Genomic DNA, 13,848 nt, shown 5'->3' with positions numbered 1-13,848 from the left:
CCTGTTCAGCCGCCCGTCTCCAGCAGCAGCTCGTACACGGCGCCATGCACATAGTCGATCTCTTCAAAGCGGGTGAACGGTCCCACGGAAAAGCGCACCGCCCCCTGCGGGAAGGTCCCCAGCGTCCGGTGGGCCATAGGCGCGCAATGGAGGCCGCAGCGGGTCTCGATCCCATACTCCTGTTCCAGACGGAAGGCCATCTCTCCGTTATCGGCGTGAAGGAAGTCCACCGACACCACACCGGTGCGGCGCTTCACCTCCCGGGTCCCCAACACCCGCAGGCCGTCCTCCTCCAGCTCCATCAGCCGCGCCCAGAGGTGTCCGCCCAATTTGCGCACCCGGTCCCGGAGGGGCGCTCCCATCCGCTCCAGATAATCCAGCGCGGCTCCCAGGCCGTAAATGCCCGGCAGGTTGAGGGTGCCCGCCTCCAGCCGGTCGGGCAGGAACGGCGGCATATCCAGCGATTCGGACCGGCTGCCGGTACCGCCGGAGAGCAGCGGCTCCAGTTCGGCCGCCAGCGCGTCGGTAACCACCACGCCCCCGATGCCCTGGGGGCCCAGCAGTCCCTTGTGGCCCGGGAAGGCCAGGCCGTCGATCCCCATCGCGGCCATATCCACCGGCACGCACCCCAGCGTCTGAGCCGCGTCCACCAGGAAAAAGATGCCCCGCGCACGGCACATCGCCCCAATCTCCCCAATGGGAAACAGGGTGCCCGACACGTTGGAGGCATGCGTCAGGATCACGCAGCGGGTGTCTTGCGTCAGCATTTCCTCCGCCTGCTCCAGCAAAAGCTCCCCCTGCCCGTTGCAGGGCAGGCGGTCCACACGCACGCCTGCCGCCTCCAGCTGGTTCAGGGGGCGCAGCACCGCGTTGTGCTCCATTGCGGAGGTGACCGCCCGGTCGCCGGGCCGCAGCAGGCCCTTGAGCAGCAGGTTCAGGCCATGGGTGGCGCCGCCCGTGAAGACCACGTTCCGCGCCCCCGGGCCGCCCACCAGGGCGTTCAGCCGCTCCCGCACCGACAGGACGGTCCGCCCCGCCGCGCAGGCTCCGGGGTAGCTGCCCCGGCCGACGTTGCAGCCGATCCGGCCGATATAATCCGCCATGGCCTCTCCCACGCCGGGTGCCTTGGGAAACGCGGTGGCCCCGTTATCCAGATATACCCTTCTCATGCCGTTTCCTCACAATTCGCTCTCCACCGCCAGGCGGATACTGTACCCCGCCTGCTGCAGCCGGGGCAGGATGCGGGACAAGATCCCGGCGCCCGCGGCGCCGTCGTCCAGGGTAATACGCACGCTTCCGCGCTCCGCCGCCGCCGCCAGGATGGCGTTTGCCTGGGCGGCCTGGCCCCGTCCGTCGTCCAAGCCGTCCACATTGCCTGTCCAGCAGGCCCAGCCCAGCTGCGTCAGCCATCGGAGCACCTGGCCGTCGTTCTGCTCCAGCGCCGCGGTATGGATCCGCAGGCGGGCGATGCGCTCCAGCAGGGCGCTGCCCTGGGACAACGACGCCTGGACCGCATCCAGATCGCCGCCCGGGAGCAGCAGCCCCACTGCGTGGCCGGAGCCCACCACACGCCGCACCTGATCACCCCTTCCGGCCAGATCCTCCGGCCAGAACAGGAACAGGGCGCGCACGCCGCTGCGGTCCAGCGTATCGAGGATCGCCTCCAGCCCGCTGCCGTCGGTACACTGGAAGGCCAGATACAGCCGCACGCCGTTCCGGTCCGGCGTCTCAGCCCCGCCCGGCGTGGGCGCGGACGGGACCGTCTGTCCCGGAGCCGTCGTGACCGCCGGAACGCTGGCGGAGGGCGACAAGCTGCGGATATAATCGTTGTACCGGTTCTGGAGCCGGCCGGAGACCATCGCCACCTCCAAAAATTCCTGGGTGCTCAGGCTCTCCTTGCCGTTTGTCAGCCGCAGGAACGTTCCGTAGGGCGTCAGCCGCTGGCTGGTGGTCAGCTCGCAATAGCGGCTGACCCGGTTCAGCGGCAGGAAAATGGTCCCGTTTCGGATAATGGCGCGCATGCCCATGCTCTCTCCGGTATTCTGATCGGTGCAGGTACCGGCGTTCAGATCGAAGCGCAGGGTCCCGCCGATGCGGTACATATACAGATAATACCCCGAATCATCCCGCATTACGCTGAAGGATACCCCCAGGGCCACTCCGGTCACATTTCCGTCGAAGAGGGTATAGGGCGCGTACAGCACTCCGTCGGACTGAAAGGGCATGGCCTCGGCGGACATGTCCACAAAGCGGTCGTTCACCGCCATCTGATAGACCGATTCCTCCGATGCGGCGGCGGAGAGCGCCAGCGCCATCACCAGAGCCGCCGCGCAAAGGCAGGCCAGCAGCCGCCGGAGTCGTTTCATTCCATACCACCCCCCAGATCATTTGCCTTGGGCTTTGCTGCATTATATCATTTTTTAAACCGTATGGCAACCGGCCGCGCCGGACGGAATCGCCCGCTTGCACCGGCAGGCGGCGCATAGTATAATAGATTTGCCTGACCTTGGATTTAACCGGATTTTAAGAAAGTCTAAAGGCCAATTTAGCCTGCGCCGGTTATACTTTCTACAGAACAACCGGCGAAAGGATGTGCACCCTATGGCGGTCACGTTGGAACAAGTGGAGCGGCTGCGGGAAGAAGCGGACCTGTCTTACGAGGAGGCCCGCGCCCTGCTGGAACAGACGCAGGGCGACCTGCTGGAGGCCCTGATTCTGCTGGAGCGGCAGGGCCGCACCAGGGGCGCAGCCAAAAGCGCCTACTACTCCACCCGGCCCAGCCGGGATGCGGCGGAGGGGGCCGCCCTGGTCCCCACAGCGCCCTCCCGGGGCGGCCGCCGCAGAAGCGCGGGCCAGGACGCGGAGCGCCCCGGCTTCCGGGCTCAGCTCAAGGCCTTGCTGCTGGCCGCTGTGGATCTGCTGCGGCACAGCACCGTCAATCAGTTTGAGGTTTGGCGGCATGGGGAGATGATCACCTCCCTGCCGGTACTGATCCTGATCCTGCTCATCCTTGTGGCCTTCTGGATCTCCGTGCCGCTGCTCCTTTTGGGATTGTTTTTCGGATGCAGATACCGTTTTTCCGGCCCGGATCTGGAAAAAAGCGGGGCAGGAGACGCCGTCAACCGGGTGACGGGCGTCGTCGGCGATGCGGTGGAGCAGGTGAAGGACGCGTTTACCCGCGCCGCGCAAGGCAAGGACGACCCCAAAAAGTAACCCGCGCACAGCCCCGGCTGGAACGCGCGATTCGATGGGAGGAGGCGGCGGCATGGCCGAAAAGATCCTTTTGGTGGAGGATGAGGAAAAGCTGGCCCGCATGGTGGAGCTGGAGCTGCAATACGAGGGATACCAGGTGGATAAGGCCTTCGACGGCCGGACCGGACTGGACCGCGCCCTGTCGGGAGAATACGACCTGGTGCTGCTGGACATCATGCTTCCCGCCCTGTCGGGCATGGAGGTGCTGCGCCGCCTGCGGAAGGAGAGCCAGCTGCCCGTTATCATGCTCACCGCCCGGGATACGGTGGTGGATAAGGTCTCCGGCCTGGACATGGGGGCCGACGATTACATCACCAAGCCCTTCGCCATCGAGGAGCTTCTGGCCCGCATCCGGGCCGCCCTGCGCAAGCGCCCCGCCCAGGCCGCGGAAGAGCCCCGCAGCCTGCTCGCCGCGGGGGCGCTCACCATGGACACCGAGCGCCACGAGGTGGAGGTGCGCGGTCAGAGCGTGGAGCTGACCCGCCGGGAGTTTGACCTGCTGCGCTACCTGCTGGAGAACAAGGAGAAGGTCATCTCCCGGGAATCTCTGCTGGATCACGTGTGGGGCTTCGATTTTGTGGGGGAGACCAACGCTGTGGACGTGTATATCCGCTTTCTTCGCTCCAAAATCGACGAACGCTTTGACATCAAGCTGATCCACACCGTCCGGGGTGTGGGATATGTCATCCGCGAGGACGGGAACGGCTGACGGCTCCGGGCCGGGAGCGCCGGACCGATCCTCCGCCGCCCGCACGGATGCGGGCCGGCATTTACAGGAAAAGAGGGACCGGATCATGGACATCAACGCCATCGTATACACCAGCGCCACCGGCTTTACCGCCCGCTACGCCGCCCTGCTGGCCGAGCGGACCCGCCTGCCGGCTTACGAGCTGGCTCAGGCCGGGACCGCGCTTTCCAAGCGCGCCCCCGTGCTCTATTTGGGCTGGCTGTGCGCCGGCGGGATCAAAGGGCTGAAAAAGGCCGCCGCACGCTTTGACGTGAAGGCCGTCTGCGCTGTGGGCATGTCCCTTCCAGACCCGGCCTATACCGCCAAGCTGGCCTTGCCCGCCGCGCTGAAGCAGGTCCCGCTGTTTTATCTGCGGGGCGGCTATGCCCCTGACCGGCTCACCGGCGTCTATCGGCCCATGATGGCCCTGATGACCAAGGCCGTGACCAGGACCCCGCCCAAGGACGCCGGAGAACGCGCCATGCAGGATGCCTTCCTCCACGGCGGCGACTGGGTGAGCGAACAGGCCCTGACGCCGGTGCTGGAGCGGCTGGCCGAACGATAAGGAGGCGCCGTGATGACCCGCAACCCCAACAACAAGCCGCCCGGACGGATCAGATCCTCCATTGTGGCCCGGCTGAATACCCGGCTGTTCTTCCGGCTGCTGGGCATCTATTTCTGCATGGATCTGCTGCTCTGCCTGCTGTTCTCCGGCGGACTGTTTTTCTATGCCGAGCGGCAGGCTGCGGACATCAGCCTTCTGGTCCAGGAGCGGGGCGTGCCCACGGCGGAGGCAAGCGCGTGGATGCAGGCGGGCGACTCCATCGTCACCGCGGGCATCTCCGAGGTGCAGGGGATACCCCTGCCCGGCTGGCTGCCCTCTCCTGCGGAGACCACCGGGGGAGTGCGGTACTTCGACCCCGGCGACACAGAGCTGTTCTCCCTTGTCACCTTCCATACCGGCGGCGTGACCAGCTACACCCTTCAAATGGATTCCGACGGCACGCCCTATACCATCTGGCTGGATCTGTCCGCCCCCGCGTCCATCTTCCTCTTCGCCGCCCGGGTCCTGCTGATCTGCCAGCTGGTGAGTTTGATCTCCAACCTGTTTAAAAACGCCGGGTCCATCAAGAAGGTGCTGCGTCCCATCCAGGAGCTGGCCGCCACTGCCGCCAAGCTCAACAACGTCTCCGGCATGTCGCCGGAGGAGCTGAAGGTGCTGGCCGGAAAGCTGGATGAGATCAACGCCACCCATCTGGACCAGCGCATCAATCTGCCCGGAACCCAGAAGGAGCTTCAGACTCTGGCGCAGGCCATCAATGCCATGCTGGACCGGATCAATGAGGCCTACCGCTCTCAGATGCGGTTTGTCTCTGACGCCAGCCACGAACTGCGTACCCCCATCGCGGTCATCCAGGGATACGCCAACCTGCTCAACCGCTGGGGGAAGGACGATCCGGCCACCCGGCAGGAGGCCATCGACGCCATCCGGCAGGAGGCCGATTCCATGAAGGAGCTGGTGGAGCAGCTGCTCTTCCTAGCCCGCGGCGACAACGACTCCATGCACATTCAGATGGAGGCCTTCGACCTCACCGAGGTGGCCGCCGAGGTGCTGCGCGAGACGGAGATGATCGACCAGACCCATCGCTTTGCATCCCATTGGGACGGGGCGGTCCCCGTCTTCGCGGACATGGGGCTGATGAAGCAGTGCCTGCGCATCCTGGTGGACAACTCCATCAAATATACCCCCGCCGGCGGTCTCATCACCCTGCGCTCCTCTGTTGCGGACGGCGCGGCCCGCATCTCAGTCCAGGACGAGGGACAGGGCATCGATTCCGAGAGCCTGCCCCATATCTTTGAGCGCTTTTACCGCACCGATGTGTCTCGTGCCCGCCAGACCGGCGGTACCGGCCTGGGCCTGGCGATCGCCAAGTGGATCGTCGACCGCCACGGCGGCTGGTTCGAGGTGCGCTCCTGGCCCGGTGTGGGGACCCGCATGACCGTTGTGCTTCCCCTGGCCAACCTGGGCGGGCAGAGCGACGACAGCCAGGAAGACCCCGGAGCGGACGCCAGGCAGAGTGCCTGAAGGCGGCGGAACAAACGGGAACCACAATTCTGACGGGCAGGGCGGTCTTTCCACAGGACCCGAGTTCCATCCGTCCCGCCCCTTCTCTGCGGGAAAAGGCCGAAATGCCTTTTCCCGCAGTCTCTTCCGGCGACCCGGAGCAGCTTGCTCCGGGCCGCCGGTTTATTTTAAGGCGTCACCGCACAATTCCCCACGCACGTCTTGGCGGCCAATTTGCCCCGCAAATGCGTTGCAAAACCTTGCAATACGCAAAGTATTCCTGCAGTTTTGCGCCTTTTGGCGGCACAAATTTCCGCACCGATCCGTACGCGCTGAATGATGCGGTAATACCCTAATTTTGCGGAGGCGGGAACTTTTTGTCCTGTCCGTCCGTCAAAGACAGCACAACCCAATCAGAAAGGAACCGATCTCTATGAACCTGAACCGACGCCTGCTCGTCCTGACCCTGGCCGGGACCCTCAGTCTGGGCCTGCTGTCCGCCTGCGGCGGCGGGAATACGCCCGCACCCGAGACCACGCCTTCCGCAATACCGTCTCCCCAGGCCACCGCTGCTCCCACCGCTTCCCCCGACCTGCCGGAGGAGACCGGTGCTCCGGAGCTTCCTCCGCCTTCCGACGCGCCCGCCGCCACCGCAAAGCCGCAAGCCACCCCCGTTCCCACGCAAAAGCCGGGGGGCGCCGTCACGCCCGCTCCCACGCCGGAGAGCACGCCGTCCGCCTCCCCCGTCGCGTCCACCTGGAACGACATCGCCAAGCTGGATCTGCCCTCCCTGATGGATGTGGACGCCGACACCCTCTCCGCTCTCTACGGGATCGACGCGGCCGATTTGGAGGAATACATCTGCAAGATGCCCATGATGAGCGTTCAGGCCACTGAATTTTTTATTGCCAAGGTGAAGGACGGCAAGCTGGATGCGGTAAAATCCGCGCTGGAGCAGCGCCAGAAGGATCTGGAGGAGCAGTGGTCCCAGTATCTGCCCGCCCAGCTGGAGCTGGTGCAGAACTACAAGCTGGTATCCAACGGCAATTACATCCTGTTCGCCGTCAGCGAATCGGCGCCCGACGCGGTATCGGCCTTCAATACCTATACAAAATAGTCTTTTCCGGTTATAATGGAACGGAACCGCCCGGCAGGGCTCCCCTGCCGGGCGGTATTCGGAATGACGCAAAAAAGAAGGTGACCTTTTGGTCTTTTCCAGTCCGTATTTTCTCTTCCTGTACCTGCCCATCGTGCTGCTGGTCTACTACCTCACGCCGCTGAAGGCCCGCAACGCGGTGCTGCTGGTCTTCAACCTGATCTTTTACGCCTGGGGCGAGCCGGTGTATATCCTCATCATGTTTGCCTCCATTGCCATTGACTACACCCACGGCATGCTGGTGGAACGCTGCAAGCGGCGCGGCAATGACCGGGCGGCCCGCCGGGCGGTGGCCTCGTCCGTGATTTTCAACCTGGCGCTGCTGTTCTTTTTCAAATACTGGGACTTTGTGGCCGGGAGCCTGGCCGCCATCGGGCTGCCCTTCATGCCCCGGCTGGGTCTGAGCCTGCCCATCGGCATCTCCTTCTACACCTTCCAGACCATGAGCTATACCATCGACGTGTACCGCGGCGACGCCGGGGTACAGAAAAATCTCATCAACTTCGGTACGTTCGTCACCCTGTTTCCACAGCTCATCGCGGGCCCCATTATCAAATACAAGGACCTGGGGGATCAGATCGACCACCGTCCCCATTCTCCGGAACAGTTCGCCTCCGGCGTGCAGGTCTTTGTGGTGGGCCTGGCCAAAAAGGTCCTGCTGGCCAACAATCTGGGACTGCTGTGGGATGCCTATAAGGCCCTGCCTGCGGCAGAGCTCACCACCGCCGGGGCCTGGCTGGGCGTGGCGGCCTTTACGTTTCAGCTCTACTTTGACTTCTCCGGCTATTCCGATATGGCCGTGGGCCTGGGCCGGATGCTGGGCTTTGAGTTCATGCGCAACTTCAACTATCCCTATATCTCCCGTTCCATCACCGAGTTCTGGCGGCGGTGGCACATCTCCCTGGGCACCTGGTTCCGGGAATATCTGTATATCCCTCTGGGCGGCAACCGGGTCTCCACACCCCGGCTGTTTTTCAACCTGCTGGTGGTATGGGCCGCCACGGGCATCTGGCACGGGGCCAGTTGGAATTTCCTGCTCTGGGGGCTTTATTTTGCGGCTCTGCTGATTTTGGAGAAGGCCTTCCTGCTCAAGCTGCTGGACAAGCTGCCCGCCCTGCTGCGGCATCTGTATACCCTGTTTCTGGTGGCGGTGAGCTGGGCCATCTTTGCCGTGGAGGACTTCTCCCAGCTGGGCGCTTACCTGAAGGCCATGTTCGGTCTGGCCGGGGGCGGACTGACGGATGCGGCGGCATGGTATTACTTCCGCTCCTTCCTGCCTGTACTGCTGATTTCCGCCGTAGCCTCCACCCCCCTGGCCGCCCGGCTTTGGAGGCGTCTGCCGGAGCGGTCCATGCGTCTTTTGCTGCCCGTGCTCCTGCTGGCGGGACTGGTCTTTTCCACCGCCTATCTGGTGGACGCCACGTATAACCCATTTTTATACTTTCGCTTCTGACGCCGCCCGGCCGCCGGCGCGGCCTGCATGATCCGCCGGCCTTCCGCCCGCGGCAAAAAATTGTTTTCCGTCTAAGGAGGTCCCCATGACGAAACGCTACTGCATTTTCATCACCGCGCTGTTCTGCGCGTTCCTGGGCCTGTTTCTGGCCGCCAATGCGCTTTCCCCCGACCGCGACTTTTCTCAGCTGGAGAACCGCGCCCTGCAGCAGCTGCCCGCGCCCTCGGTCAAGACGCTGGTCAGCGGAGCATTCATGTCCGACTTTGAGACCTATGTCAACGACCAGTTTGTCCTCCGGGACGGCTGGATCGCCCTGAAGTCCGCCACCGAACTGGCCCTGGGCAAACAGGAGAACAATGGCGTCTACTTCGGCAAGCAGGGTACCCTGATCACCCACTTTCAGGCGCCCGACGCCGGGAAGGTGACGAATAATCTGAGTTATGTTAATAAGTTTGTGGAAAATGTGGATATCCCGGTGTATTTCTCGCTGATCCCCACACAGGCCTGCATCTGGGCCGACCGCCTGCCCGAGGGCGCGCCCAACGCCAGCCAGACCGACCTGCTGACCCAGGCGCAGGCGGCCACCCAGGCAAACTGGTATGATACCTACCCTTCCCTCTGGGCCCACAGGGACGAGGATATCTTCTACCGTACCGATCACCATTGGACCAGCCTGGGCGCCTATTACGGCTATACCGCCCTGGCGGACGCCATGGGCCTGGAGCCGGTGCCCCTTTCGGAGTACGCCAAGACGACGGTGAGCACCGCCTTCTACGGCACGGTGTTTTCCTCCTCCGGCGTGCGCTGGGTGCGCCCGGACGTGATCGACACCTATGTGCCCGACGACGGGATCACCGTCACCTCCTACACCTACGATAAAAACGGCAATCCGGTGGAGGAGCCCCGGCAGCTGTACGACAAATCCTTCCTCGCCGTGAAGGACAAGTATGCCATGTTCCTAGGCGGGCAGCAGTCCCTGGGGGTCATCCGCACCGGCCGGGAGGGCCCCAAGCTGCTGCTGATCCGGGATTCCTACACCGACTCTCTGGCCCCCTTCCTCACCGCCCATTATTCCGAGATCCACCTCATCGACCTGCGCTACTACAAGCTCTCCGTCGCCGACTATATCAAGCAAAACGGAATCGACGCTGCGGTGGTGCTCTACAGCGTGCCCAACTTTGTCACCGATTCCAACCTAGTCTGGCTGGGCCGGTGACTGAAGCGTGAGCACACCCCTGCTGACCCGGCATGGCTTCGCCATGCCGGGTTTTCCCATACGCACGACAGGATTCCCGTGCATCTTTTCCGTGGGAAGGCATATACTGATATGTACATCACTCACGAAGGAGGTTAGGCAGATGCAGGAGCACGAGGAACATACGCCGTCCAGGCCTGACGCCGCTCCCAGGGAGGACGTGGACGATCTCATTTTCCGCGCCGACCCGGACTGGCTTGCCAGCGACCGTTGAAAACCGCCCGCCTTCGGGCGGTTTTTTGGCGTCCGGAAGCCGTTTGCCCTTTACATTACCGGCTTCTTTGGATATAATATGAGGGCTATTTTATGGAAATGAGAGTGTATGTGATGCTGCAGTTTGACGAATACAAAGTAAAGCTGAACAACCTGCGCCCCGAACTGGAGGATCTGGACCAGGCCCTGGGGCTGGAGGCCGCCCAGCGGGAGGCGGAGATGCTGGAATCGGAGAGCGCCTCCGACGGCTTTTGGGACAACCTGGAGAAGGCCCAGAAGGTACAGCAGCGGGTCAAGCAGCTGCGCAACAAAATCGAAGGCCAGCAGAAGCGCAAGACTCAGTGGGATGATCTGATGACCCTGTGCGAGCTTGGCAACGAGGCCGAGGATGAGAGTCTGGTGCCCGAGGTGGAGGAAGGCTTTGCCGCCCTCGTGGCCGCCGTGGAGGACGCCAAGCTGTCCACCCTGCTCACCGGCGAATATGATAATTCCAACGCCATTTTGACGTTCCACGCCGGCGCCGGAGGCACCGAGGCCCAGGATTGGGCCCAGATGCTTTACCGCATGTACACCCGCTGGGCCGAGCGCCACGGCTACAACTACCAGGTCATCGACTATCTGGACGGCGACGAGGCGGGCATCAAAAGCGCCACCATTCTGATCGAGGGGGAAAACGCCTACGGCCACCTGAAGAGCGAGCACGGCGTGCACCGCCTGGTGCGGGTCTCCCCCTTTGACGCCAACGCCCGCCGGCAGACCTCTTTCGCCGCGCTGGAGGTCATGCCCGAGATCCCCGACGACGTGGAGGTGGATATCCGTCCCGAGGACATCGAGATGCAGGTCTTCCGCTCCTCCGGCGCGGGCGGCCAGCACATCAACAAGACCTCCTCCGCCGTGCGGCTGATCCACAAGCCCACCGGCATCGTGGTCTCCTCCCAGCAGGAGCGGTCCCAGTTCCAAAACCGGGACACCTGTATGAAGATGCTGCGCTCCAAGCTGGTGGAGCTGCAGATGCAGGCCCATGCGGAAAAGATCTCCGACCTGAAGGGCGTGCAGATGAAGATCGAATGGGGCAGCCAGATCCGTTCCTATGTATTTATGCCCTACCAGCTGGTCAAAGATACCCGCACCGGATATGAGACCAGCAATGTGGGCGGCGTGATGGACGGCGATCTGGACGGCTTTATCAACGCCTATCTGAAGGCAGAGGCCACCGGGAACTGGCTGGAAAAGTAAGCGTCCCGCAGCCGCCCCGCACCCGAACCAATGGGCGGCCGGACTTATGAGCGCCCGTTGCCCGGTATATCGGATCCCGACGGCAGCGGCCTTTCAACTGCAACGGGGCCCGCAGCGTATGCTGCGGGCCCCGTTGTTCTTTTTCTAAATCGTACGCAGAAAGTCGGAAATAAAGTTAAGGGCGGCCCCGGCGGCGATGGCCTCCTGCTTGTAGCAGCACACCCGCAGGTAATCCGGACGGTCCCCGAAAATATTATACTGGTCAATCCGCCGCTTGAGCTCCTCCAGATAATCCCCAATGTACGCGCCCACATACCCCCCCAATATGATGGGACAATCGAAGAGCATATACAGATTGGCGATGGTGACCGCCAGGTGATCCAGATACGTGTCCCACCGCGCCCCGGCCTCCGGCGCGCCCCGGTTCAGCAGGGCAAAAAAGGCGGCCAGGTCCCCATCGGTCAGGGAGGACAGCACGGTGGCCGCGCAGTAGGTGTCCACACATCCCTTTTTACCGCAGTAGCAGGGCTTTCCATCGGGTACGATGGTCAGGTGTCCGATCTCCCCGCTGTGCAGGTGTTCTCCGGAGTAGATCTGATTGTTGATGACCACCGAGCCGCCGATGTTGTTGCTGAGCATCACGTAAAAAGCGTTGGAGAGGTTCCGGTTGATCCAAAGTTCGGCAAAGCCCGCGGCATTGGCATCGTTGAACAGAGCGGTGGGATAGGGAATATACCGGGCAAACTCCGCCCCGGTCACTCCGGTGATCTCCAGGATCTTTCCGTAAAAAACACTCTGGTTGTCCCCGGCGATAAGCGCAGGCAGACCGATCCCCACCCCCTGGATATGCTCTGCCCGCAGTCCGGCCTCCTGGATGATCTGCTCTACTACCGCCCCCAAACGGCGGTAGTAGGCGTCCGTGCGCTCGAATCGGCACCGCAGGCGGACGCTGGCAGTGATGGTCCCCCGCAGATCTACCGCCACGGCGGTGATGTGGTTGCGGGTGATATCCAGGCCGATGGCCGTGCGGGCGCCGGCGACCACGTCGAAGGTCTTTGCCCGCCGCCCGCCGGTATTACTCAAAAAGCCGACCTCTTCCACCAGTCCCTCCTCCTGCAGCTGGGCGATATTCTGGGTCACAGTGGGCAGGCACAGGTGCAGCCGTCCCACAATGGCCTGCTTGGACAGCGCGCCCTCGCCGTGGAGGAGGTTATAAATATTGGTGCGGTTGGCCTGCTTGATTCCCATATTGGCGGTAATCTTCTGCTCCATATTCCCTCAGCTCTCAAACGTTAATTTTTTCACATTCTATCCGTTAAAAAAAGGAAAGCCATATCATCCAAAGCCTTCCCGTCCATGGCCCTGCCCGCTTATTAAAAACCATTTTCTAAAACCATCTCATTATATCTATATCACACTTAAGCTGGTTGTGCAAGGAAAAAAATTCCGAATTGGATTGCTCAATATATACAATTTTGAAAAATCAAATTTGACACTTTAGCCAAATCAGTTTCTTTTTTCATCTTGTCTCTTGACAAATTTACAGTCCACTCCTAATATGTAATCAGTTTATTAAATCAGATTACAAAAAGTGTTTTGATAATTAAGATAGCCGAAAGTGAAGCACAGGAGGGATCGCGTTGAAATTTTACATTCTGGACAACGGCTGGGAGACCCTGGACAAATCGTTTTTTATCGCCGGAGCCAACTCGGCCACCGCCTCCAACCGCAACCCTGAAACCGAGTGGATCAACATCCCCATCCAGGCCTATCTCATCGAGCACGAGGACGGCTGGATCCTCTTCGACACCGGCTGCGACCCGGATTGGGAGCGCAACTGGCCCGCCTTTATCCCCGAGCAGTCCCCCTATTATGTCACGGAGGAGCAATTGCTTCTCAATCGCCTGGCCCAGCTGGGCGTCGCCCCGGAGGATATCAGGTATGTGGTCATCTCCCACCTGCATGTGGATCACGCCGGCAACCTCCACCACTTTAAAAACGCCCAGGTGATCGTCAGTGAGGAGGAGTTTACCGCCACGCTGAAGGCCTTTGTCACCGGCCGGGGCCTGGACGTTCACGTCCCTTCCGACATCCGGCACTTCATCGACGCCCAGCTCAACTGGCGCCTGCTGCGCCCGGACGAGCGGGAAGTGGAACTGGTCCCCGGCGTCACCCTGCTGAATCTGGGCTCCGGCCACTCCTTCGGCATGGTGGCCATGAAGGTGGAGCTGGAGCACACCGGCCCTCTGCTAGTGGTGGCCGACGCCATCTATTTTGAGGAAAATGTGAAGCCGGAGATCCAGGTGCCCGGCATTCTGTACGACTCGCTCGGCTTCCGCCGCTCCGCCCAGTATCTGCTGGACTACGCCAAGCGCACCGGTGCCAAGATCCTGTACGGCCACGATATGGCCCAATTTGAAACGCTGATCAAATCCCACCAGGGGTACTACGACTAAGGATGGATATGACAGGATCTCCTGCCGTATATAAA

12 protein-coding genes are annotated in these 13,848 nt (G+C 62.1%); 9 read left to right on the top strand and 3 right to left on the bottom strand.

Annotated elements, in window-relative coordinates; translation table 11 throughout:
* Positions 1–5: 5 nt before the first annotated feature.
* Together MR825_RS08020 and MR825_RS08015 are read right to left on the bottom strand one after the other, a co-directional pair.
* The gene (locus MR825_RS08020) at positions 6–1,169 is read right to left on the bottom strand and encodes an aminotransferase class V-fold PLP-dependent enzyme (RefSeq protein WP_186906865.1); all 1,164 of its coding nucleotides are present in this window, start codon (positions 1,167–1,169) and stop codon (positions 6–8) included.
* Between the two features lie 9 nt (positions 1,170–1,178).
* A complete protein-coding gene (locus tag MR825_RS08015) occupies positions 1,179–2,366 on the bottom strand; it encodes a hypothetical protein (RefSeq protein WP_256176417.1) in 1,188 nt (395 codons plus the stop codon).
* Between the two features lie 235 nt (positions 2,367–2,601).
* Between MR825_RS08015 and MR825_RS08010 the strand changes: the two genes are divergently transcribed.
* From MR825_RS08010 to prfB, 8 genes are all read left to right on the top strand, one after another.
* The gene (locus MR825_RS08010) at positions 2,602–3,213 is read left to right on the top strand and encodes a ubiquitin (RefSeq protein WP_287880022.1); all 612 of its coding nucleotides are present in this window, start codon (positions 2,602–2,604) and stop codon (positions 3,211–3,213) included.
* Between the two features lie 52 nt (positions 3,214–3,265).
* Positions 3,266–3,961 (top strand): response regulator transcription factor, encoded by a 696-nt coding sequence (locus MR825_RS08005; RefSeq protein ID WP_186906868.1) that lies wholly within the window; start codon positions 3,266–3,268, stop codon positions 3,959–3,961.
* Positions 3,962–4,046: 85 nt separating this feature from the next.
* Entirely contained in the window at positions 4,047–4,544 is a 498-nt protein-coding gene (locus MR825_RS08000) for a hypothetical protein (RefSeq protein ID WP_186906869.1), read from the top strand.
* Positions 4,545–4,556: 12 nt separating this feature from the next.
* Positions 4,557–6,065 (top strand): sensor histidine kinase, encoded by a 1,509-nt coding sequence (locus tag MR825_RS07995; protein ID WP_256176419.1) that lies wholly within the window; start codon positions 4,557–4,559, stop codon positions 6,063–6,065.
* A gap of 412 nt (positions 6,066–6,477) precedes the next feature.
* On the top strand, positions 6,478–7,161 hold the full coding sequence (locus MR825_RS07990; RefSeq protein ID WP_287880020.1) for a DUF4358 domain-containing protein: 684 nt from the start codon (positions 6,478–6,480) through the stop codon (positions 7,159–7,161).
* Between the two features lie 88 nt (positions 7,162–7,249).
* Positions 7,250–8,653: an MBOAT family O-acyltransferase gene (locus MR825_RS07985; protein ID WP_256175391.1), complete on the top strand. Its 1,404-nt coding sequence runs from the start codon at positions 7,250–7,252 to the stop codon at positions 8,651–8,653.
* An 85-nt stretch (positions 8,654–8,738) separates the two neighbouring features.
* Positions 8,739–9,869, top strand: a complete 1,131-nt coding sequence (locus MR825_RS07980; protein WP_256175393.1) for a DHHW family protein — start codon at positions 8,739–8,741, stop codon at positions 9,867–9,869.
* Between the two features lie 366 nt (positions 9,870–10,235).
* Positions 10,236–11,357, top strand: coding sequence for a peptide chain release factor 2 (gene prfB, locus MR825_RS07975; protein ID WP_186907005.1), 1,122 nt, complete (start codon positions 10,236–10,238; stop codon positions 11,355–11,357).
* 144 nt (positions 11,358–11,501) lie between these two features.
* On the opposite strand, the gene MR825_RS07970 is transcribed toward prfB, so the two are convergent.
* Complete coding sequence (locus tag MR825_RS07970) at positions 11,502–12,629, bottom strand: ROK family transcriptional regulator (RefSeq protein ID WP_186906874.1); 1,128 nt, start codon at positions 12,627–12,629, stop codon at positions 11,502–11,504.
* Positions 12,630–12,997: 368 nt separating this feature from the next.
* Between MR825_RS07970 and MR825_RS07965 the strand changes: the two genes are divergently transcribed.
* Positions 12,998–13,813 (top strand): N-acyl homoserine lactonase family protein, encoded by an 816-nt coding sequence (locus MR825_RS07965; protein WP_186906875.1) that lies wholly within the window; start codon positions 12,998–13,000, stop codon positions 13,811–13,813.
* The last annotated feature ends 35 nt before the right edge of the window (positions 13,814–13,848 follow it).

This window comes from Lawsonibacter sp. (assembly GCF_022777125.1).
Lineage (GTDB): Bacteria > Bacillota > Clostridia > Oscillospirales > Oscillospiraceae > Lawsonibacter_A > Lawsonibacter_A hominis.
The sequence above is the reverse complement of the archived record's forward strand: the minus strand, read 5'-3'. Positions and strand labels throughout refer to the sequence as shown.

Bases quoted from the DNA above. Each gene is read 5' to 3' on its own strand.
- MR825_RS08020 (WP_186906865.1), bottom strand. From the start codon at position 1,169: ATGAGAAGGGTATATCTGGATAACGGGGCCACCGCGTTTCCCAAGGCA.
- MR825_RS08015 (WP_256176417.1), bottom strand. From the start codon at position 2,366: ATGAAACGACTCCGGCGGCTGCTGGCCTGCCTTTGCGCGGCGGCTCTG.
- MR825_RS08010 (WP_287880022.1), top strand. From the start codon at position 2,602: ATGGCGGTCACGTTGGAACAAGTGGAGCGGCTGCGGGAAGAAGCGGAC.
- MR825_RS08005 (WP_186906868.1), top strand. From the start codon at position 3,266: ATGGCCGAAAAGATCCTTTTGGTGGAGGATGAGGAAAAGCTGGCCCGC.
- MR825_RS08000 (WP_186906869.1), top strand. From the start codon at position 4,047: ATGGACATCAACGCCATCGTATACACCAGCGCCACCGGCTTTACCGCC.
- MR825_RS07995 (WP_256176419.1), top strand. From the start codon at position 4,557: ATGACCCGCAACCCCAACAACAAGCCGCCCGGACGGATCAGATCCTCC.
- MR825_RS07990 (WP_287880020.1), top strand. From the start codon at position 6,478: ATGAACCTGAACCGACGCCTGCTCGTCCTGACCCTGGCCGGGACCCTC.
- MR825_RS07980 (WP_256175393.1), top strand. From the start codon at position 8,739: ATGACGAAACGCTACTGCATTTTCATCACCGCGCTGTTCTGCGCGTTC.
- prfB (WP_186907005.1), top strand. From the start codon at position 10,236: ATGCTGCAGTTTGACGAATACAAAGTAAAGCTGAACAACCTGCGCCCC.
- MR825_RS07970 (WP_186906874.1), bottom strand. From the start codon at position 12,629: ATGGAGCAGAAGATTACCGCCAATATGGGAATCAAGCAGGCCAACCGC.